Raw genomic sequence first — 20,319 nt, 5'->3', positions numbered from 1 at the left:
ATCTCCCCTACATATGCAGCCACATTTACTGCGCATTTTTTTCATTTTGGTGACGATACTTGGCTTGGGAGCGCGACCGGCGGCGGCTACGCACCTGCTCGGCGGCGAAATGGGCTATCAATACCTCGACGATAAAGGGCCGGTGGGTCAACCGTTTCGGTACCGCATCACGGTGTTTGTATACTTCAATGCCGATGTCACTTCCAATTTTCCCAACGGCCGCGACGTCATCCCGATCGGGCTGTACAGCAAATCGCCAAACGGCACGCGCATTGGTGTGTACAGTTTTCCGCGGGTAAGCAACGCACTGATCAAGCCGGCCACCTCGGGCGACTGCGCGGCGGGCAGCACCAATAGCCCCGTGCCGGTGCGGCTGTGCAAGTACGAACTCATTGTGAATCTGCCGGTTTCGGCGGCGGGCTACTACGCCTTTTACACTGAATCGGCGCGTAACAACGACATCCGCAACCTCTCCAACCCCGGCGGCACCGGCCTGACGCTCTACACTGACATTTCGCCGCCCCTGATCCCGAACAGCACGCCAACTTTCTCGGATACGGCCGTGGCCGTCATCTGCCAAGGCGATACAAGCATCATCATCAACAACGCCTACGACGCCGACGGCGATCGGCTGGTGTATTCTTTCGGCACGCCCTACGGGGGCAACCTCGGCAACACGCCGCCCAGTTTTTTCAACCCACCTCCCACATCGGTAGTGTATGCGAGTACATACAATGTGGCGCAGCCTTTCGGGCCGGGCCGGGGCAGCTATGCTTTTCTCGATCCTCAAACGGGCCTGAGTCGCTATGCCGCCCCATTTCTGGGCAAATACGTGGTGGCGGTCGATGTGAAAGAGTACCGCGTTATCAACGGACAGGAAGTACTCGTCGGGACGACCAGGCGCGATATTCAATTAATTGCCCAAACCTGCCAACCCAATCAGGCCCCGCAGTTTACGGCCTCTACCACCGCCATTAAAGAATTTACCATCGAAGAAGGACAGTCGCTCAGCTTTGATCTGGCCGCTCGCGACCCGGAGCTTAAAACCCTATCGCTGCGAGTCAACAGCGTGCTGCTCGACGGGCCAGGCGGCTTTGATGCCACCTTCGCCAACGACGTGGGAACCGTCAGCAACGGCAGCGGCTCCGCCCTGATCTCTGGCACGGGCAACGTCTCCGGCACCTTTCGCTTCAACTCGCGGTGCGGCAACGCCCGCACCACCCCTTACGACGTCGTCGTGACGGCTGCTGACCAAGCCTGTGGCAGCAAAAGTGTGGCTCAAATCATCCGAATTACGGTTAAGCGGGCCAGCCCGCCCACCGCCATCACCGGCGACGCCCTTGTCTGCGATCAGTCGAAACCCAGCACCTACACCGTAACGGGCACCAACGCGAGCAGCTACTTGTGGCGCGTCCGGGGCGGTGCCATTCAGGGGCTGGCCACTGGCAGCAGCGTATCGGTTTTGTGGAATACGGCTGGCACTGGCACTTTGTCTGCGCGCGGCATAACGGCCTTTGGCTGCACCACCGACTCGGTAGCCCGCACGGTGGAAGTACGGCCCGTCAGCACCCTAAGCGTGAGCGCCGACGTGGCCATTTGCGTCGGCACCTCGGCTACGCTCACCGCCAGCGGCGGCCAGAACTATACCTGGACCGGCGGCGGCCAGACGTTTACCGGCGCGTCTATCACCGTAACCCCTAATACTACAACCATTTACACCGTCACTTCAACCGATGGCCTTTGCAGCAACTCGCGCCAAGTAACCGTGACGGTGCGCCCCCAAACCGCGGCCGATGCGATTACGGGAAGTCGTTCGGTGTGTCCCACCGTGCAGGGTGTTACATATTCAGTAGTAAATCCACAGAACACTGATTATCAATGGACTGTGCAGGGCGGCAATATTGTAAGCGGCCAAGGCACGACCAGTATTACCGTGGCTTGGGGTGCTACCAACGCCAATGCTAGCGTGCAGGTCGTGGGCCGCAATGCGTTTGGGTGCCTGACTGCTCCCTTTGTGTTGCCGGTACGGATCAATGAGCTGCTGGCCACGCCCAAGCCCAACGGGCCGCTGCGCGTATGTCAGACCGACGGACCGTTTACCTACCAAACGCAGTTCACCAACGGCTCTAGCTACGCCTGGCAGGTGATTGGCGGCACCCAAGTCGCTACCAACCAAGCTTCTATCCAAGTCAACTGGACGCGGCCCGGCATTGGCAAACTGGTCGTGACCGAAACCAGCAACCCCAACGGCAGTGACATTCGTTGCCTCGGCCAGTCGGACACGCTTTACGTGACGGTGCTGCCTTCGCCGGCCGCCAACTTAGCCATCACGGGCCCCGACCGAGTATGCGCCAACAGCGGCCCAGTTAGCTTTACGCTGCCTGGCTTAGCGACGTCCACGTATCAGTTTACCTTACAAAATGCTGCCCAGCAGAACGTTGCCTTCACGGCGGCGGGCAATACGGTAAGCGTCGCGACGTTCGCGACACCGGGCGTGTACACTCTCACGGCGCGCGAAACAAGCGCTGCGGCCTGCGCTGGGCCAGTGTATATCAAAACCTTTACCGTCGATCCGCTGCCCGTGGTCACCATCACGGGGCCGGCCAACGTGTGCCCGGAAGGCCTTAACGGCCTGCGCTATTCGGTGCCCGGCGCGACGGGCGCTTCTTTCCAGTGGACGGTCACGGATGGCACTATCGTTTCGGGGCAGGGCACGAGCGCCATCACCGTCAACTTTCTGGCTAGCAACATTACCAAAACGGTAACGGTGGTGCCCACTTCGTCCTTTGGGTGCACCGGCGCTTTGGCCTCCTTTTCGGTGAAACCCGACAACGCCGCGATTACGCTAAATGTCGCAACGGTCGATCCGCAGAATGACCACCAAGTGTTGCTTTCCGTGCCCAACCTGGGCGACAACGGTAGCCGTACCCGCGTGCTGCGTCGTGATGCGGGCTCTACGGGTGCATTTGCCGTGGTACCGGCCATCCTTACGGGCACGCGATTCGCTGATGCCTCTGCCGACGCCGATGCCAAAGCCTACACCTATCGGGTCGAGCTCACAAATGCCTGCGGCACGGTCATAGCCAGTCAGGAACACACAATCATCCATACCGAAGCCGTAGCCACTGAAGGCAAAGGCGGCCGTAGCGAAGGCGAAGTCAGCATACAATGGTCTGATTATAAAGGCTTTGCAGTAAAGCAATACCAGGTCTTCCGCCACGTCGATAACGCCAAGGATGAATTGGTAGCGACCATACCGGCGGGCCAGCCGTTGCAGTATAAGTTGAGCACTGGCAGCCAAGGCTTTAACCAATGCTTCCGCGTAACAGCCGTCAGCGACGACGCTTCGGCCTTGCTGACGTATTCCAACGACGCCTGCGTGACGTTTGAAAACAAAATCGCCCTCTACAACATCATCACGCCCAACGGCGACGGCAAAAACGACGTCTTTTTTATCGACAACGTGCAGCTTTACGCCGGCAACCAATTGGCCATTTTCAACCGTTGGGGCAAGGAAGTGTACAGCACCACCAACTACCGCAACACCTGGGGCGGCGAGGGGCTGGGCGCCGGCATGTATTACTACTTGTTCAAGCTGCCGAGCGGCACTTCGTACAAAGGCTGGTTTGAGATCGTAAAAGATAATTAATTGATTACAAGCCCATTACAAAGAGGCCATTTGCTTTCGCAAATGGCCTCTTTGTTGTCAAACCAAAGCGTTTCTCATAGATTAAGAAGATCGGTGGGCATTTGGTCAAACCTCGGACTGGGGGCTGAGCGTGCGGCAAATGGTTCTTACCTTTGCGCTTGTGAACAAAACAGCGAAAAAAATCCCTGCGGACGCACTCCGCGAAGTCGAGATTACCGACATGGTGGCCGAGGGCAAATGCCTCGTGCGCCACAACAACATGGTCATTTTCGTGACCGGCGTCGCGCCCGGCGACGTGGTTGACTTGCGCGTCACCAAAGCCAAAAAGAACTTCCTGGAAGCGGTTCCTACGCGCTTTCACAAATACTCTGAGCTGCGCGTTGAGCCGTTTTGCCAGCACTTCGGCACCTGCGGCGGCTGCAAATGGCAGCACATCAGCTACGATACGCAGCTAAAATACAAGCAGCAACAGGTCGAGGACACGCTGCAACGCATTGGCAAAGTGGCACTTCCGGAGATTCCGCAGATTCTGCCTTCGGCGGAGCGCACGTATTACCGCAACAAGCTGGAGTTCACGTTTAGCCACAACGGCTGGATCACGAACGAGCAGATCCAATCGGGCGAGGAATTTGATCGCCGTGTATTGGGGTTCCACACGCCCGCCCGCTTCGACAAGATCATCGACGTGGAGCATTGCTGGTTGCAGCCTGAGCCCAGCAATTCGATCCGGTTGGCCATCCGTGATTATGCACGCGATAACGATTTGCCTTTCAACGACTTAGTAAAGCAAACGGGCTTTCTGCGCAACCTGATCATTCGCACGGCCAACACTACCGGCGATCTGATGGTGATTGTGCAGTGCTACTACCGCCACGACGCGCTGGAACCGCTGCTCGACTATGTCTATGAGAAGTTACCGCAGATCACGTCGCTGAATTACGTTATCAATGACAAGGGCAATGAGACCTTTCATGACCTAGAGGTAACGTGCTATAAAGGAGAGCCTTACATCCACGAAGAAATGGAAGGATTGCGCTTTCGTGTTGGGCCGAAGTCGTTTTACCAGACCAATTCCGAAGGCGCTTACAACCTGTACAAGCTCACCCGCGATTTCGCCCAACTAACTGGCAATGAGTTGGTTTATGATTTATACACGGGTGCCGGTACCATCGCCAATTTCGTGGCCCGACAGGCTAAGCACGTGGTTGGCGTGGAGTATGTAGAGTCGGCGGTGAAGGACGCGTACCTCAACTCCGAAATCAACGGCATCAAAAACACCGAATTCTACGCCGGCGACATGAAGGACGTGCTCTCGGCCGAGTTCATCGCCCGGCACGGTCGCCCCGACGTGGTCATCACCGATCCGCCGCGTGCCGGCATGCACCCCGACGTAGTCGCGCGTCTGCTCGAAATGCGTGCTCCGCGTATCGTGTACGTGAGCTGCAACCCCGCCACGCAAGCACGTGATTTAGAACTTCTTGACGAAGCTTATAAAGTCACGCGCGTGCAGCCCGTGGATATGTTTCCGCACACGCACCATGTGGAGAACGTAGTAGCATTGGAGTTGCGGTAAACCCAACACTCCTTCCGCCTGGCATTCCTCGCAATTCTCAGAATGACAAGCGTTTTGAGATAAAGCTTATTAACTACAATTCAATGGATTACGCTAACGACCCCGAACTAAATGGCAAATACCTTGGCACCATCACCAAGGATTTCGCCACTGTTTCGGATACCCTGATGGAAGCTTCTTCTCAAATTCGGAAGAGCGATATTTCTAAGTACCCGATTTTTGTGTTTGCGCGGCAGCAAGTGCCGCTGGGTGCTTTGCTGGTGAACGCCGACGATTTAAATCTGGAATGGCATGTGTTTGCTTCCTATGCCGAACTCTTTGTGCAACAAGGCATTATAAACGAAGAAGGCATACCGGCTTTTCAGCAGACGTATAAGGACCCAAATGAATACTGCTGCTTGTTTGTGTTGGATGAGGAGTTTACCAACTTCGTATTCGTGCCGTATCCAGAGGACTAAGCCCTTTTGAGTTTAGAAAGAAAAAGCCCCGCTATTCACATAGCGGGGCTTTTTCTTTCCTTATAAGTAAGTTGGTTAACAATGCCGCTAAAAATGCTGCCAGCCTTGTGCACGCAACGGCACGGGTTGGCCGGCTTTGGTAATGAGGTTAACGCCGTCGCTTTTCTCGGTGATGTGGCCGATAATGGTGATGTCGGGGTGGTTTTTGAGCTTGTCGTGGGCCGAGAGCGGGACGGTGAACAGCAGTTCGTAGTCTTCGCCGCCGTTGAGCATGCACATGATGGGGTCGAGGTTGAACTCCGCGGCGACTTCCAGCGTGGGATTGGCGATAGGCAGGTTTTCGGAGAACACCCGCGCGCCCGTGCCCGATTGCTGGCAGATGTGCAGCACTTCCGAAGCGAGCCCGTCGGAGATGTCGATCATGGCCGTTGGCACTACGCCGAGGTCGCGGAGTTCGTGGATGACGTCCATGCGGGCTTCGGGGCGCAATTGGCGCTGCACGACGTACGTGTACTTCTCCAAATCGGGCTGCATCTCGGGGTCGGCCATGTAGGCTTGCTTTTCGCGCTCCAGCACCTGCAAGCCCAGAAATGCACCGCCCAAATCGCCGGTCACGCAGATCAAATCGTTGGGGCGGGCCCCTCCTCTTTTAACAGCTTGACCATGAGGCACTTGCCCCATTGCCGTAACACTGATGGTGAGGCCGCCGCGGCTGGCCGTGGTGTCGCCGCCAACCAAGTCGACGTTGTAGGCTTCGCAGGCCAGCCGCATGCCTTCGTACAATTCTTCAATGGCTTCCACCGAATAGCGGGCGCCAACTGCAATGCCCACGACCAATTGCGTCGGAATGGCGTTCATGGCAGCCACATCGGACACATTTACAGCTATTGCCTTGTAACCCAAGTGCTTAAGCGGGCAAAAAGTGAGGTCGAAGTGCACGCCTTCAACCAGCAAATCGGTGCTGACGACCAAATCGTGGTTGGCGTCGGGCGTAATAATGGCTGCGTCGTCGCCGATGCCTAACGAAGTGCTGGCCTGCCGAAGCGTAACGGTTTGTTGAATGCGGCGGATCAGGCCGAATTCGCCGACTTTATCGAGGGGCGTGATGGAATCGCTCATAGCTTACATACGTGAAGGCGCAAAGGTAGAAAGAACTCCTGCGTACGCTGACGCGGGGAAAGGAGTGATATTTTCTCGTTTGGAAATTGGCGGCACCATTTCGTGCGGTAGCTTCCCCCTGATCTCGGCGACAAGCTTTTTATAATCAGTTGCTTATGTGCAGCTTGCAGCTACGTATTTATTACGCAACCTAGGTTTGCTAACGAACGTTAGGAACCATAACTTTGTTAGCAACTTGTATGGAAACTACTGCCTCCACTCTTTCGCGCAAAGCCCAGATTGACCAGACGGCCACGGCGCTGTTTCGCACCCGCGGCTTTGCGGCCACCAGCATGCGTGAGTTGGCTACCGCTTTGGGCATTGAGGCAGGCAGCATTTACTCGCACATTCGCTCGAAAGAGGAGATTTTACACCGCATCTGCTTTCGCATGGCGGACCAGTTTTTTGCCGGTTTTGCCAACGCTACGCAGGACGACACCCAACCGGCCGCTGTGCGGTTGCGTCGCGCCATCGAAAGCCACGTGCGTGTGCTTACGCTGGACGTAGCGGCTTCGGCCGTGTTTCTGCACGAGTGGCGCCACCTTTCGGAAGCGGCCCGCAATGAGTTTTTGACGTTGCGCGAACGCTACGAGGTCAACTTTCGCCGCCTGATTCAGCAAGGAATAGAGGCGGGCGAACTGCACGCACCCGACGCGGCCTTTGCGGCGCTTACGCTGCTGGCCAGCCTCAATTGGCTTCCCAACTGGTTTAAGCCCGATGGCAAGCTTACCCCCGACGACATTGCGCATCGCCTCGCCGACCAGCTGTTGCTCGGCCTTGCTCATTCCTAACGACACCCACCCAAATCCCACCCCCGATGTACGGCTCCGCAAGCACCCACGACATCCCAGCCAACGCCGCCACTGGCTTGGAGAACGAAGACCCGATTAAGCTGGCCGAATTTGAAGCTCGGATTGCCCGCGGCGAGAAGATTGAGCCAAACGATTGGATGCCAGGTCTTTATCGCAAGCAGCTCACGCGCATGATCGAGCAGCACGCCCACTCCGAAATCATCGGTTCGTTGCCGGAGGGCACTTGGATTACGCGCGCGCCTGGCTTTCGCCGCAAAATGGCCCAGATGGCCAAGGTGCAGGACGAAGTGGGCCATGCGCAGCTGTTGTATTCGGCCGCTGAAACGCTGGGCAAAACGCGCGAGCAAATGCTGTCGGATTTGATTAACGGCAAGAGCAAGTATTCAAACGTTTTCAACTATCCGGCTTTCACTTGGGCCGATTCGAACGTGATTTCGTGGTTGATTGACGCGGGTGCCATTGTCAACCAAATGGCCAATGCGAAAGGCAGCTACGGCCCGTATTGCCGGGCCCTGGAGCGGATTTGCGCCGAAGAATCCTTCCACCTGAAGTACGGCCACGACGCCGTGGTGCACCTTGCCACCGGCACTCCCACCCAGCGCCGGATGATTCAGGAAGCGCTCAACCGTTGGTGGCCGCCGATCATGACCTTCTTCGGGCCTTCGGACAAGATGAGTACGCACACCGAAATTCTGATGCGCTGGAAAGTCAAGATGGCTTCCAACGATGAGTGTCGCCAGCAGTTCTTGGACATGTACGTGCCCAAAATATGGGAACTGGGCCTCACGGTACCTGACCCCAAGCTGCGCAAAAACGAAGACGGCGTGTGGGAGTTCACCGAGCCCGATTGGGAAGATTTCAAGCGCGTCATCAACGGCGATGGTCCTTGCAACAAAGAGCGCTTGGCTGTGCGTCGCGCCGCCGAAGAAAACGGCGCTTGGGTGCGCCGCGCCTTGCTTTCGCCGAAGGCGAAGTACGTGCGCCCGCTGGCGTAGGTATTCGTTCACAACCCACCTAAGTGTCATCATTCGCTGCTCTCTGGATGACACTTGATCCGGAAACTTTACACCGAAATGTCCCTCTCCTCCCTCGATCCGCGCATCAACCGCTTGGCCTTGCCCGATGCGCCTCCACCCCCACCCGACAAGCCCGAACTAGACCAGTTCGAGACGTACGAGGTCTTTCATCAGAAAAAAGAAGGCACTGCATACGCCTACGTAGGGCCGGTGCACGCGCCGTCGCTGGACGTGGCGTTTCTGTTTGCGAAGGAGCAGTATAGCCGCCGGTTTGCCTGCACGGGCATGTGGGTAACGCCTACGCGTTGTGTGCAAGTATCTGACTATGTGAATGATACAGAGTCAATATACGACACGCTCCCTACTGAAACCGGCGAAACTCCAACGCCGGTTTCTGAATCGAAGGAAGAAGAACTCGCTTACGCAGCCGGCGAAGAAGACTATGATATTTTCCACCTCAAGAAACGTGGCAAGGCGCATGTGCACGTGGGCAAAGTGCGGGCTTCGAGTCCGCGAGAAGCGTTGACGGTAGCCAAATCCGTGTTTGGCGAACAGCGCCCCGTGGTGAATGTGTGGGTGGTGCGCTCGGCCGATATCCTGCGCTCCGACGAAGACGATCGCGACATCTGGAGCACCACGCCCGACAAAAAATACCGCGACGCCATTGCGTACAAAGTGATGGACAAAATCGAACGGTTCAAACAAGAACAACAGCCAAACGCTCCGCAGGCATGAACACCGACGCGCTTAAAGACCTCCTCTACCGCTTGGCCGACGACCAGCTTATCTTGGGGCACCGCAACTCGGAGTGGAACGGCCTGGGCCCCATTCTGGAAGAAGACATCGCGTTTTCGTCGATGGCCCAGGACAAGTTGGGCCACAGCTTGCAGTTGTACTCGTTGCTGCACCAACTCGGCGAGGCGGAACCAGATACGGTTGCTTTCACGCGCAACGCCCCGCAGTTTCATTGTGCACAGCTGGTCGAGTTGCCCATCGGCGAATACGACTTCAGCCTGATCCGCCATTTTCTTTACGATCACGCCGAACTGCTTCGCTTTGAGGCACTTGCGCAAAGTAGCTACGAGCCGCTGGCGCAAGTAGCCCGCAAGCTGAAAGGCGAGTTGAAGTACCACACGTTGCACGCCAATACGTGGGTAAAGCAGCTAGGCTCGGCTACGGAAGAAGCCATTGAGCGCCTTCAGAACTCGCTGAATTTCACCTTGCCCTACGCGTTGGGCTTGTTTGAGAAAACTGCTCAGGAAGAAGCCATTATCGCCGACGGCATTTTTGTAGGTGAAGACGCGATCAAGACGCGCTGGGAGGAAAACATCACGAAAGTGCTCAACCAAACAGCGTTGGAAATGCCTGATTTGGCTTCACTTACGCCGATATATGGCGGACGCACGGGCCATCACACCGAGTACTTACAGCCCCTGCTCGACGAAATGGCCGAGGTATTCCGCCTCGACCCCACGGCCGACTGGTAATTATCTGATTATCAATTACTTCTAAAACCATTACCCGTGTACTCCAAAGCCGACATATTTTCCTGGCTCGAAGCGGTGAAAGACCCGGAAATCCCGACGGTTTCGCTCGTGGATTTGGGGGTGATTCGGGCCGTGGAGGTAGAGGATTCGGGGCGAGTAGTGGTCCGCATGACGCCCACTTTCGCTGGTTGTCCGGCCATGGATTACATGCGCCGCGACGTGGAGCAAACCCTTCGCGCACACGGCGTGCCGGAGGTGCAGGTAGAAATAAGCCTGGCGGAAGCGTGGTCGTCGGATATGGTGACGGAAAAAGGCCGCGCCGGCTTGCGCCAGCACGGCCTGACACCGCCGCCGATGCTGGAAGGCCAAGTCCTCGACCTCGACTTTTTGGAATACGCCGAGTGCCCCCGCTGCCACGGCCACAACACCGAGTTGCGGACGCCGTTTGGGGCTACGCTGTGCCGTGCTGTGCACTACTGCCACGACTGCCGCCAAATCTTCGAACAATTTAAACCGCTGTGAATATTTTGCCCCTTTTCGACGTTATTGGCAGCATGAGAAAAATTTTGCCGCTGGCCTTGCTCCTGCTCTTGGCCGGCCTCGACGCTTGTAACCGCACTCCTAAAGCCGTAGATCCCGCTTCGCCACAGGCCGCCAAAGTTCAGCTGGACGTGCTCCGCGACACCGTGGATGCGCGCTGGGCCGAGATGATCGCCAGCGACGACGCCAAAGTAACGGCTACCAAACAAGTGCTGCGCGAGTTGGAGTTGCAGCCCGGCACCGACCGCGCTCAGCTTCAGCAGCTTGCCCACGCCAACGACCGCCTGAAGCGCATTCGCTACGACCAGCAATCGATGGCGGCTTCGGATAAAATCGACGCTTACGACTCGGCACAAGATTCGCTGTTGCATGTGCTGTATACGGTGGCCTTGCCCAACAACGGCCAGCCCACGGAAGGCGTAAAAACCTTAACGCAAGAAATACAAGATACTGATAATCAAGTAGTTGGTTTCAGAGTCCGCTATGACCAAGCGGCCAAGCAATTCAACAATTACTTGCAGCTCCACCAAGAAGAGATTAGCTCGTTGGGCGGCAAATACAGCAAGCTACAGCCGCTGCCTCTTTTCGAATTAAAGCAATAACTGCATTTGATGCCGCGCTTGTGGTAAGCCCCTTGGTTGCTTGTAAAGGCAGCCAAGGGGCTTCGGCTTTTAAATGAGCTCTAGCAATTGGGATCGAGCCAAAAAGTTTGGGCGCTTTGCAACTTCCTTTTTATGGTCAGTATCTCCAGTGCAGATACTCAACTACTAAGCCTGTCACAGATGCAACTCTCTAGCTTCACGTTCCACTATAAAGTTGTTTGCACGCTAGCCTTGGGTGCCGGTTTCGTCCTGTTAAGTGCGTGCCAAGATGAAAAAAGCGCAGATCCTGCTTGCTCCACTCCCGCCACCATCCACGACTTAACTGGCCTCGATGGGTGTCGGTTTGTACTCGAACTTAGCTCTGGCAAACGCCTCGAGCCCGCCGGCGAGGCTTGGACAGCTTACACGCCCCACGACGGCGAGAAAGTATACATCGCCTACACCGACGACCCACGGGCAAGTATCTGCATGGTTGGGCAAACGGTGAAGCTTGTTTGCATCCGTGCTAGGTAAGGCTAGCTCTGCTGTTGCGAATTTGTTTCTACTTGATAATCAGGCATTAATAGCAAACTATTTTTTGCCACGCAACCCGAAGGCCGTGTTTCAGATCATCATGCCGTATACTTTGCTGCCCGGCTTTATTGGTATGGTTTATTGCTTGTAGAAAGTCTTTATGCAGGGGTTATCAGTAGAAAAGGCGGCCGGATTGCTCCGGCCGCCTTTTACGTTCTTGATCGGTGGGTGCAGCTTACAGCTTGGCCATTTCTTCGCGCACGAAGTCGGCTAGGGTGCGCAGGTACTCGGTGCTGAAGTCGAAGCGAATGCCTGCGGCGGCATAGATTTCGCCAATTGGGGCGGTATAACCCAAGGCCAAGGCCCGCTTGTACGCCTCCAATCCTTCCTGCGGATTCTGGCGGAAATTGCGCCACACGGCAATGGCCCCGAGTTGCGCCATCGCGTACTCGATGTAGTAGAAGGGCACTTCGTAGAGGTGAAGCTGCTTCTGCCACAAATAAGGCTTAAAGCGCTCCAGGCCTTTCCAGCTTACCGTGCGCTGGTTGAATTCGTCAAAAACCTGCGTCCAACGGGCGTGGCGCTCTTCCACGGTATGCTGCGGATTTTCGTACACCCAATGCTGAAACTTGTCGATGGTGGCTACCCACGGGAACGTCTCCAGCACACTTTCGAGGTGGGTTTTCTTGGCGCGGCGCAACTCGTCTTCGTCCGGAAAAAACAGCCCCCAGTGGTCCATCGAAATAAGCTCCATGCTCATGGAGGCTAACTCTGCTACCTCTGACGGCGGATGCTTATCGGCGGAAAGCGGCAGGGCACGGGTCAGGAAGCTGTGTACGGCGTGGCCGCCTTCGTGCAGCATGGTCACCACGTCGCGCAACGACGAAGTCGCGTTCATGAAAATGAACGGCACGCCGGTTTCATCCAATGGATAATTATAGCCGCCAGGTGCTTTGCCTTTGCGTGATTCCAAGTCAAGATGACCCATCTGGCGCATCGTCAGGAGACAATCGCCCAGAAAGCCATCGAGGCGTTGAAACACAGTAATGGTTTTTTCCAGCAGCTCTTCTCCGGTGTCGAAGGGGCGCAGGGGCGCTTTGCCACTCACATCCACATCGAGGTCCCAGGGGCGCAGCTCTGGCAGGGCCAAATCCTGGCGCCGTTCCAGATCCAAGTCATCGATGAGCGGCACTACCGTTTCGCGAATGGCACGGTGGAAAGCAAAGCAATCTTCCGGCGTGTAATCGAAGCGGCCCAGCGCGGCAAACATGTAGTCGCGGAAGTTGGGGAAATCGGCGTTCAAAGCCATTTGGTGCCGCAGAGACACCAGTTCAGTGAACAGCTGATCGAGCGGCTGCGAGTCCTGCAAGCGGCGCTCCTGAATCGCCCGATACGCTTCTTCCCGGATGGCGCGATTGGGGTTTTTCAGGCGGTCGGCGGCGCGGGGCAGCGTAATCTCTTCACCGTCAAGGGTTACCGTCATGGCACCCACAGTAGCGGCGTATTGCTGCTGCTTGGTGCTGATGTCGGTTTTGAGGGGAATGTTTTCCGCACGATAAATTTCGAGGGCTTGCCGTACCGAACGCAGGAATACGCCGTAGCGCTCCTGATCGAGACCCGGCAAGAACTCCGAGTGCATCATCTTCTCGTTGAGCGCATGGTCGTAAGGTGCAACGTTTGGCTCGATCTCGTTGACAAAGAACTGAAACGCTTCGGCCCGCTCCTGGTCCTGCGTGTCGCAGGTCATGCGGATGTAGCGCCACGCAAGATCCTCACTCAGAATGCTTTCCAGCTCGCTACGGTCGAGCATCCATTTTTCCAACTCGTCGGAAGAAGCAAGGGTGCGGTCGCGTAGCTCGACAAAATACGGTTCGAGAGAGGCCCAATCGCTGACAGTGAACGCTTCGGGCAGAAAATGACGCGGCGGACGCTGCGTATCCGTAGCCGAAGCCACTTGGGTATCGAGGGCGGAATTCATCATAAATACAAGATACGCCAGTAAAACAGAGAAAGGAAAGAGTTGCTACAGCTCAGCTTACGAATATGTCGAATTGAGGAAAATAAGCCAACTGCAACCCTAAAACTCCGGCGTGACGCAAGCTCCCTTCTACGCAAAAAACGGCTGCGCGTTGGGCAAATCGGCCACCGATTTGCGCTTCAGCGTTACCCAATCTCCAGCACAACGTCGCTGGTGAGTGGGTGGCCTACGCACAACAGCACGTAACCTTGCTTCATTTCCGAGTCGGACAGGCCCTCGCGCTCGTCGAGGTGCACCTTGCCCGAAAGGCACTTGCCGCGGCACGCCGTGCACAAACCCGCCTGGCAGCTATACGGCAGGTCGATGTCCTGATCGAGCGCGGCTTCGAGTATCGTTTGGGAAGGCTCAACGCTGACTTCGTACTCCGATCCTTCGTAATTGATTGTGACAGTGCGCGTTACGATTTCATCAGTATCGCTGTCCGATACGTCGCCGTGGCCGTTGGGCTGAGCGGCGGCAGCTTCCTGGGTTTCGGCAGCCGCCACAAAGCTTTCGCGGCGAATTTGAGCGGCGGGCACGCCCAACAAGTCGAGGGCGGCGCGGGCTTCGGTCATCATGCCCTCGGGGCCGCAAAGGAAATACTCGGCTTGTGCTGCCGGAAATTGGTGCAGTTGCTCCAGGATGCGCAGCAGCATGGTGCGGTTGAGGCGACCGGTATGCTGGCTGGCGGCAGGGTTAGCGGGCTGGCTAAAAACGTGCTCAATTTGTAAGCGGCGGCCGTATTGCGTTTGCAATTGGTGGAGCTGCTTGGAAAAAATCACGGCCGCTTCGTTGCGGCTGCCATACACGAGCAGCACGTGGCTGTTGGGCTCTTCGCGCAACACGGCTTTCAGAATGCTCATGAGCGGCGTGATGCCACTGCCTGCCCCAATCAGCACAATGGAGCGCGCGGCCTTCGGATTGGTTTTGATCGTAAAGTTGCCCAGCGGAGCCATGGCTTCAATCTGCTGGCCAACCTGCACTGTATCAAGCAGATAATTACTCACCAACCCACCCGGCACGCGCTTTACCGTAACCGAGAGGCGCGGTGCTTCGTGGGCCGTGCTGCTGAGCGAATACGAGCGGCGCTCTTTCTTGCCGGCTGGGCCGCAAGGCAAAATCAGGGTAAGAAACTGGCCCGGCTCACTGGCTACGGGCTGACGGCCAGGCGTTTCAAGATGGATGGTAACGGTATCGGGCGTTTCGTGGGTAAGCTCGACGACGTTGAGCGTAAGATAGGGGCTGCTCATGCGGGTTGATGAACTGGTGGGTGTGGAGTAAGCTAACCGAAAAAGGGTGCTGCGGGTTGGCAAGCGATGCTACAAATGTAACGCATAGCTTTGTAGGCTACAGGGCATGTTAGGGCCTCAACATTTCTATTTACGTTTCGTTTCTCGGTAGCTGCCACCCAAGTTTGCGTTCTTCCCCGTTTTTCTATGTCGCTTTCTGCTCTTCTGCGTCGTCATTCCGCTGAGTTCGGGCCGGTTTTGCCCGTCGATCTCAACTCGCCCCAAGTGGCTCGCCTCGATTTTACGGCTGCCAATCCCCTGCTCGATCATGCCGACCTGCGCGATACGGCCGCTTTTGAAGAGCTGGTGCAACAGCTACTCGACGCGCAGGAAGCACAGATTGGCGTGGGTGGCTACCTCGAAAACCGCGTGATCTACCGGCGCAGTCCGGGCGTATTTGGCGACCCAAGCTCCCCGTCTCGTTCGCTGCATTTGGGCGTCGATGTGTGGCTACGGGCCGGTACGCCGGTATTGGCGCCGCTCGATGCCGTCGTGCACAGCGTGGCCGACAACAATAATTTCGGCGATTACGGCCCGACGGTAATTCTCGAACACAGCTTGGAGGGCACGACGTTTTACACGCTCTACGGACATTTGGGGCGCCGCGAAGTAGCCCTGTTGCGGCCCGACATGATAGTGGAGAAAGGAACCACGTTTGCTGAAGTCGGGCCGCACCCCGAAAACGGCGATTGGCCGCCCCACCTGCATTTTCAGATCATCGCCGACATGCAAGGCCGGCAAGGTGATTTTCCGGGCGTGGCGTTGCCGGAAGAAAAGAAAACATGGGCCGCGCTATGCCCCGACCCCAACTTGATTCTGCAAAGTCAGCATTTGATTTGAGCCACGACTGGTTTAACCTGCTTACCTGCCTTTTCAGCAAAAAGCCCATTCTGTTCACACAGAATGGACTTTTTGCAAGCACTTGATTATCAAACGATTACAAAACTAATGTTCGTCCACAAAATCCGTGGTTCAAACATCAATCGAACTTAATCGCGGCTACCGGGCGAATGCGTGAGATCAGGTAGGTCGGAATCAGGACGGCCAGCAGGGACGCCAGAAACGTGGCGGCGTTCAGCAGCAGAATCATTTTCACGTCCCAGTAAATCGGAACCCGGTTCATGTAGTAGTTTTCGGGGTCGAGCGGGATGAGGTGAAAATAATATTGGAGCGCGCAGAATCCCAGGCCTACCAAATTGCCGTAGAGCATGCCGCGCACCGTCAGCGACATGCCGCGGAAAAAGAACATGCTGCGAATCTGGTTGTCAGTAGCCCCGATGGCCTTGAGCACCCCGATCATGTTGGTGCGCTCCAGAATCATGATAAAGATCGTAGCCACCATGTTAAACGTAGCTACGAAAATGATGAGTATCAGGAAGATAACTACGTTGCGGTTCAACAGCTTCAGCCAGTCGAAAAGCTGGGCGTATTGTTCGGTGATCTTGTCCAGCTTAAGATCGTAAGGCAGGCTTTCGTACATGCGATCGAAGGTGGGATCGAGCTGCGTGAAGTCGCGCAGCATCACTTCTACACCACCCACCAGCGAATCGGGCCACGAATTCAATTCGCGCACCTGCCGAATATCGCCGATCACGTAAGCCTCATCGAACTCGTCGAGGCCGGTCTGGTAAATGCCGCTCACGGTGAACTTGCGCACCCGCGGCGGATTCTGGATAAAATAAAACAACGCCTCGTCGCCGACTTTCAGCCGGAGCTTGTCGGCAATTTTGCGGCTGAGCAACACGTCGTTGCTGGCAGCCGTGTCGGAGAACGTGATGAATTTGCCCGCCACCAGGTTTTGCCGCATCGACGAAAGACCGTTTTTCTCGTCAATTCCCTTTAAGGCCACGCCCATCACCTCATCTTTGGTCTTGATGATGGCGGTTTTGCGAGCGAAAGGCTGCACATTCTTTACCTCCGGAATGCGGTGCAGCGTCTGGAGCAAGCGCACACTCCCGATGGGCTCGACTTCCAGCGAGTTGTTGGTGTCGTACTTGCTGATTTGGAGGTGCGCGCCAAACGAGAAGATCTTACTTTGGATCTCGTTGCGGAAACCTTCCAGAATCGCAAACGAGACGACCATTACCGCCAGCCCGAGGGCAATGCTGATAATGGCTATTTTTGTCACCGAGGAGGTAAAAGAACCTGAATCGGCACCCTCGATCTTGTGGGATATATACCGCGAGACATTCACTGCCGTAAAGCTACGCGTCTACGGCCAGTTTTCTAGTTTCGTTCCTAATGACTTCAACCCTGCTTACCAGCCTGCTAGGTTTCACCGTTTTGTTCGCCGATTGCAGCCGTCCTAGCACCGGCTCCGCCCAGTCGGCTGCTACCACGCCGGTACCGCCGGTGGTGGTTACGTCCGCACCTCAGGTTGTGCTCGATGCCGCTACGCAAGCGCCGGCCAGCCTGCAAGTGGGCGCGGCGCAGTTTGGCCGCTACGTGCCGCAGCTGCGCGGCAAACGCGTAGGCCTCGTCGTCAACCAGACCGCTCGCGTTGGGCAGGCCTACCTCGTCGATACCTTGCTTACGCAGGGCGTGCAGGTGAAAATGATTTTTGCGCCCGAACACGGCTTCCGGGGAGAAGCTGCCGATGGCGCCACCATCAAAGACGGCCGCGACAGCCGCAGCGGCTTGCCCGTTCGCTCGCTTTACGGCTCCACCAAAAAGCCAACGCCGGAAATGCTCCAGGACGTTGATGTGTTAGTATTTGATATTCAAGATGTTGGCGCACGCTTCTATACATTCATCAGTACGCTGCACTACATCATGGAAGCCGCCGCGGAGCAAGGCAAGGAAGTACTGGTGCTGGATCGCCCCAACCCCAACGGTTGGTACGTCGATGGGCCGGTGCTAGAGCCGGCGCACAAGTCGTTTGTGGGCATGCACCCCATCCCGATTGTGCACGGCCTGACGGTAGGCGAGCTCGCGCAAATGATCAACGGCGAAAAGTGGCTGGCCGATGGCCGGACTTGCCGCCTCACGGTGGTGCCGGTGGCCGGTTACACGCACGCCATGCACTACCAGCTCCCGGTGCGGCCTTCACCTAACTTACCGAATGCGCATTCGGTGGTGCTTTATCCTACCGTGTGCATGTTCGAAGGCACCGACGTGAGTGTAGGCCGAGGCACCGATATGCCTTTTGAAGTGATTGGCGGCCCAGCCCAGCCGACGAGTCGCCCTTTCAGCTTCACGCCCCGGCCCAACGCAGGTTCGCCCACGCCACCCCAAAACGGGCAGCTTTGCTACGGCCTCGACCTGCGGAAAGTGGAAGTCAAAGAACCAACTGGCTTCACGCTTAAGTATCTGATCGATTTTTACAAGCAGAGCACCAACAAGGAGAAGTTCTTCGGAAAATACTTCGAGCAGCTCAGCGGCACTTCCACGATGCGGCAGCAAATCATCGCTGGGAAGTCCGAACAGGAAATCCGCGCGTCGTGGGAGCCGGCGCTGTCGCAGTACAAACAGATGAGGAAGAAGTACTTACTGTACCAGGATTTTTAGGGCTAGAACTAGTCCTACCCCTCATCTTTTTGGTTTCCTTAATAATGATGAATTCTACTTCTCCTCTCCGCCTCATTTTCATGGGTACGCCCGAATTTGCGGTGCCGACGCTCGAAACGCTGCTGACTTGGCCCGGCTGCCAAGTGGTGGCCGTTGTGACGGCGCCGGATAAGCCCGCGGGCCGCGGTCGGCAACTCGCCGAATCGGCCGTGAAGCAGGCAGCGACGCGGCATAACTTACCCGTGCTACAACCCACCAACTTGAAATCACCGGAGTTTCAGGCGGAGCTGCGGAGCTATGAAGCGGATTTGCAGGTGGTAGTGGCTTTCCGGATGTTACCGGAGGCAGTCTGGAACATGCCGCGCCTGGGCTCCATCAACATCCATGCTTCGCTGCTGCCCCAGTACCGAGGAGCGGCGCCCATCAACTGGGCGCTGATCCAAGGCGAAACGCAAACCGGCGTCACTTCCTTCTTTCTGCAACACGAAATCGACACTGGCGACCTGATTTTGCAGGATATGGTACCCATTTCCGAAGAAGACAACTTCGGCACGCTGTACGAAAAGCTCAAGGCTTCTGGCGCGGCGCTGGCCTTGCGCACGGTGCAGGCGATAGCAGCCGGCAATGTGCCCACTACGCCCCAAACGGCCACCGAATCGCTGCGTTCGGCCCCCAAAATACAGAAGGAAACCGGCCGGCTCGATTTCACGCAATCCGCACCTGCCTTGGCGAATTTGGTGCGCGGCCTCTCCCCCATCCCGACGGCCTTTACGCAACTCCCGGATGGGCGCACGCTGAAAGTTTTTCGGGCGCAAGCTATGGCCGACGACGCCGATAGCGGACCCGGCGCGGTAGCGCCGCCCGGCACCTGGCTCACGGATGGGCGCACGTACCTCCGGGTGCAAACCGGAGCCGGCCTGCTCGATCTGTTGGATGTGCAGCTGGAAGGCAAGAAGCGTCTGCCTGTTTCCGACTTCCTACGCGGCTTCAATGCCAGTACCCTAACTCCGCCCACCGCATGATCGCTTTAGTAGTAGCCGTTGCCGAAAACGGAGTAATTGGGCGCGACAACCAGCTCATTTGGCACCTTCCCGCCGACTTGAAGCATTTCAAGCAACTCACTCTGAATCACCCGATTGTGATGGGTCGCCGCACGTTCGAAGCCATCGGCCGGCCGTTGCCGGGACGCACCAACATTGTGGTTACCCGACAACCCGATTGGCACGCAGAAGGCTGCCAAGTCGCCTTTTCGGTACCCGAGGCGCTGGAACAAGCGCAGGCTCTGAACGAAGATGTGTTCGTGATTGGGGGAGGTGAAATTTACCGCCAAGCCTTGGCCGCCGCCGACACCGTGTTCCTTACCGAAGTCCACAACAGCTTCGATGGCGACGTAATTTTTCCCGAGCTCAACCACACCGAGTGGCGCGAAACAACCCGCGAACGGCACGAGCCAGATGCCAAGCACGCCTATGCCTTCAGTTTCGTAACGATGCAACGGCGCTAGATTTATAAGTAATTGATTATAATCTACTTATAAATCTAACACCGCGTGTCATCCAGAGCGCAGCGAAGGATCTCTCCCGCTTCGTTCGGTGTATTACTTGTGTAGAGATCCTTCGCTGCGCTCTGGATGACACGCGGCGGCGAGAGAAAATAAAGAGGCCGCCCAAATTGGGCGGCCTCTTTATATCTATCTTT

Annotated in this window: 18 protein-coding genes; 14 read left to right on the top strand and 4 right to left on the bottom strand. The window is 56.6% G+C overall.

Annotated features, from left to right (window positions below):
- Nucleotides 1-13 precede the first annotated feature (13 nt).
- The 3 genes from H9I52_RS06795 to H9I52_RS06785 all read left to right on the top strand — a co-directional run bounded on the left by H9I52_RS06795 (nucleotide 14) and on the right by H9I52_RS06785 (nucleotide 5,680).
- Nucleotides 14-3,649, top strand: a complete 3,636-nt coding sequence (locus H9I52_RS06795) for a gliding motility-associated C-terminal domain-containing protein (RefSeq protein ID WP_187453243.1) — start codon at nucleotides 14-16, stop codon at nucleotides 3,647-3,649.
- 160 nt (nucleotides 3,650-3,809) lie between these two features.
- A complete protein-coding gene (rlmD, locus tag H9I52_RS06790) occupies nucleotides 3,810-5,222 on the top strand; it encodes a 23S rRNA (uracil(1939)-C(5))-methyltransferase RlmD (protein WP_410403019.1) in 1,413 nt (470 codons plus the stop codon).
- A gap of 83 nt (nucleotides 5,223-5,305) precedes the next feature.
- On the top strand, nucleotides 5,306-5,680 hold the full coding sequence (locus H9I52_RS06785) for a hypothetical protein (RefSeq protein WP_187453241.1): 375 nt from the start codon (nucleotides 5,306-5,308) through the stop codon (nucleotides 5,678-5,680).
- 87 nt (nucleotides 5,681-5,767) lie between these two features.
- Here the strand turns inward: H9I52_RS06785 and thiL are convergent, their stop codons facing one another.
- Nucleotides 5,768-6,799 carry a thiamine-phosphate kinase gene (thiL, locus tag H9I52_RS06780; RefSeq protein WP_187453240.1) on the bottom strand — a complete coding sequence of 344 codons (1,032 nt, stop codon included), beginning with the start codon at nucleotides 6,797-6,799 and terminating at the stop codon, nucleotides 5,768-5,770.
- Nucleotides 6,800-7,038: 239 nt separating this feature from the next.
- On the opposite strand from thiL, the gene H9I52_RS06775 reads away from it, so the two are divergent.
- From H9I52_RS06775 to H9I52_RS06745, 7 genes are all read left to right on the top strand, one after another.
- Nucleotides 7,039-7,629, top strand: coding sequence for a TetR/AcrR family transcriptional regulator (locus H9I52_RS06775; protein ID WP_139516585.1), 591 nt, complete (start codon nucleotides 7,039-7,041; stop codon nucleotides 7,627-7,629).
- Between the two features lie 26 nt (nucleotides 7,630-7,655).
- A complete protein-coding gene (paaA, locus tag H9I52_RS06770) occupies nucleotides 7,656-8,645 on the top strand; it encodes a 1,2-phenylacetyl-CoA epoxidase subunit PaaA (RefSeq protein ID WP_139516584.1) in 990 nt (329 codons plus the stop codon).
- Between the two features lie 78 nt (nucleotides 8,646-8,723).
- Nucleotides 8,724-9,401, top strand: coding sequence for a phenylacetic acid degradation b (locus H9I52_RS06765; protein WP_187453239.1), 678 nt, complete (start codon nucleotides 8,724-8,726; stop codon nucleotides 9,399-9,401).
- Nucleotides 9,398-10,153, top strand: a complete 756-nt coding sequence (gene paaC / locus H9I52_RS06760) for a 1,2-phenylacetyl-CoA epoxidase subunit PaaC (RefSeq protein WP_187453238.1) — start codon at nucleotides 9,398-9,400, stop codon at nucleotides 10,151-10,153. Before H9I52_RS06765 ends, paaC begins: the two co-directional genes overlap by 4 nt.
- A gap of 36 nt (nucleotides 10,154-10,189) precedes the next feature.
- A complete protein-coding gene (gene paaD / locus H9I52_RS06755) occupies nucleotides 10,190-10,675 on the top strand; it encodes a 1,2-phenylacetyl-CoA epoxidase subunit PaaD (protein WP_139516581.1) in 486 nt (161 codons plus the stop codon).
- 32 nt (nucleotides 10,676-10,707) lie between these two features.
- Nucleotides 10,708-11,295, top strand: coding sequence for a hypothetical protein (locus H9I52_RS06750; RefSeq protein ID WP_187453237.1), 588 nt, complete (start codon nucleotides 10,708-10,710; stop codon nucleotides 11,293-11,295).
- A gap of 180 nt (nucleotides 11,296-11,475) precedes the next feature.
- Nucleotides 11,476-11,808 (top strand): hypothetical protein, encoded by a 333-nt coding sequence (locus H9I52_RS06745; protein WP_187453236.1) that lies wholly within the window; start codon nucleotides 11,476-11,478, stop codon nucleotides 11,806-11,808.
- Between the two features lie 235 nt (nucleotides 11,809-12,043).
- Here H9I52_RS06745 and H9I52_RS06740 read toward each other — a convergent pair whose 3' ends face one another.
- Nucleotides 12,044-13,789, bottom strand: coding sequence for a M3 family oligoendopeptidase (locus tag H9I52_RS06740; protein WP_262385978.1), 1,746 nt, complete (start codon nucleotides 13,787-13,789; stop codon nucleotides 12,044-12,046).
- A 182-nt stretch (nucleotides 13,790-13,971) separates the two neighbouring features.
- Nucleotides 13,972-15,075 carry a ferredoxin--NADP reductase gene (locus H9I52_RS06735; RefSeq protein ID WP_187453235.1) on the bottom strand — a complete coding sequence of 368 codons (1,104 nt, stop codon included), beginning with the start codon at nucleotides 15,073-15,075 and terminating at the stop codon, nucleotides 13,972-13,974.
- A gap of 186 nt (nucleotides 15,076-15,261) precedes the next feature.
- Here H9I52_RS06735 and H9I52_RS06730 point away from each other — a divergent pair, with 186 nt between their 5' ends.
- Entirely contained in the window at nucleotides 15,262-15,954 is a 693-nt protein-coding gene (locus H9I52_RS06730) for a peptidoglycan DD-metalloendopeptidase family protein (RefSeq protein WP_187453234.1), read from the top strand.
- A 139-nt stretch (nucleotides 15,955-16,093) separates the two neighbouring features.
- Here the strand turns inward: H9I52_RS06730 and H9I52_RS23215 are convergent, their stop codons facing one another.
- On the bottom strand, nucleotides 16,094-17,242 hold the full coding sequence (locus H9I52_RS23215; protein ID WP_316248006.1) for an ABC transporter permease: 1,149 nt from the start codon (nucleotides 17,240-17,242) through the stop codon (nucleotides 16,094-16,096).
- A 113-nt stretch (nucleotides 17,243-17,355) separates the two neighbouring features.
- On the opposite strand from H9I52_RS23215, the gene H9I52_RS06720 reads away from it, so the two are divergent.
- The 3 genes from H9I52_RS06720 to H9I52_RS06710 are packed head-to-tail and all read left to right on the top strand — an operon-like array spanning nucleotide 17,356 to nucleotide 20,125.
- Entirely contained in the window at nucleotides 17,356-18,621 is a 1,266-nt protein-coding gene (locus H9I52_RS06720; RefSeq protein ID WP_187453232.1) for an exo-beta-N-acetylmuramidase NamZ domain-containing protein, read from the top strand.
- 47 nt (nucleotides 18,622-18,668) lie between these two features.
- Nucleotides 18,669-19,643 carry a methionyl-tRNA formyltransferase gene (gene fmt / locus H9I52_RS06715; protein WP_222940428.1) on the top strand — a complete coding sequence of 325 codons (975 nt, stop codon included), beginning with the start codon at nucleotides 18,669-18,671 and terminating at the stop codon, nucleotides 19,641-19,643.
- Nucleotides 19,640-20,125: a dihydrofolate reductase gene (locus tag H9I52_RS06710; RefSeq protein WP_187453231.1), complete on the top strand. Its 486-nt coding sequence runs from the start codon at nucleotides 19,640-19,642 to the stop codon at nucleotides 20,123-20,125. The genes fmt and H9I52_RS06710 overlap by 4 nt, the downstream gene beginning before the upstream one ends.
- Nucleotides 20,126-20,319 lie beyond the last annotated feature (194 nt).

This window comes from Hymenobacter sp. BT491 (genome assembly GCF_014349165.1).
GTDB lineage: Bacteria > Bacteroidota > Bacteroidia > Cytophagales > Hymenobacteraceae > Hymenobacter > Hymenobacter jejuensis.
This window is presented reverse-complemented; position numbering and strand designations above follow the sequence as displayed.

Excerpts from the sequence above, each read along its gene's own strand:
- H9I52_RS06785 (WP_187453241.1), top strand. The coding sequence starts at position 5,306 with ATGGATTACGCTAACGACCCCGAACTAAATGGCAAATACCTTGGCACC.
- H9I52_RS06710 (WP_187453231.1), top strand. The coding sequence starts at position 19,640 with ATGATCGCTTTAGTAGTAGCCGTTGCCGAAAACGGAGTAATTGGGCGC.
- H9I52_RS06740 (WP_262385978.1), bottom strand. The coding sequence starts at position 13,789 with ATGATGAATTCCGCCCTCGATACCCAAGTGGCTTCGGCTACGGATACG.
- paaA (WP_139516584.1), top strand. The coding sequence starts at position 7,656 with ATGTACGGCTCCGCAAGCACCCACGACATCCCAGCCAACGCCGCCACT.
- H9I52_RS06745 (WP_187453236.1), top strand. The coding sequence starts at position 11,476 with ATGCAACTCTCTAGCTTCACGTTCCACTATAAAGTTGTTTGCACGCTA.
- fmt (WP_222940428.1), top strand. The coding sequence starts at position 18,669 with ATGAATTCTACTTCTCCTCTCCGCCTCATTTTCATGGGTACGCCCGAA.
- H9I52_RS06730 (WP_187453234.1), top strand. The coding sequence starts at position 15,262 with ATGTCGCTTTCTGCTCTTCTGCGTCGTCATTCCGCTGAGTTCGGGCCG.
- H9I52_RS06765 (WP_187453239.1), top strand. The coding sequence starts at position 8,724 with ATGTCCCTCTCCTCCCTCGATCCGCGCATCAACCGCTTGGCCTTGCCC.
- paaC (WP_187453238.1), top strand. The coding sequence starts at position 9,398 with ATGAACACCGACGCGCTTAAAGACCTCCTCTACCGCTTGGCCGACGAC.
- H9I52_RS06795 (WP_187453243.1), top strand. The coding sequence starts at position 14 with ATGCAGCCACATTTACTGCGCATTTTTTTCATTTTGGTGACGATACTT.
- H9I52_RS06735 (WP_187453235.1), bottom strand. The coding sequence starts at position 15,075 with ATGAGCAGCCCCTATCTTACGCTCAACGTCGTCGAGCTTACCCACGAA.
- H9I52_RS06750 (WP_187453237.1), top strand. The coding sequence starts at position 10,708 with ATGAGAAAAATTTTGCCGCTGGCCTTGCTCCTGCTCTTGGCCGGCCTC.
- thiL (WP_187453240.1), bottom strand. The coding sequence starts at position 6,799 with ATGAGCGATTCCATCACGCCCCTCGATAAAGTCGGCGAATTCGGCCTG.
- H9I52_RS06720 (WP_187453232.1), top strand. The coding sequence starts at position 17,356 with ATGACTTCAACCCTGCTTACCAGCCTGCTAGGTTTCACCGTTTTGTTC.
- H9I52_RS06775 (WP_139516585.1), top strand. The coding sequence starts at position 7,039 with ATGGAAACTACTGCCTCCACTCTTTCGCGCAAAGCCCAGATTGACCAG.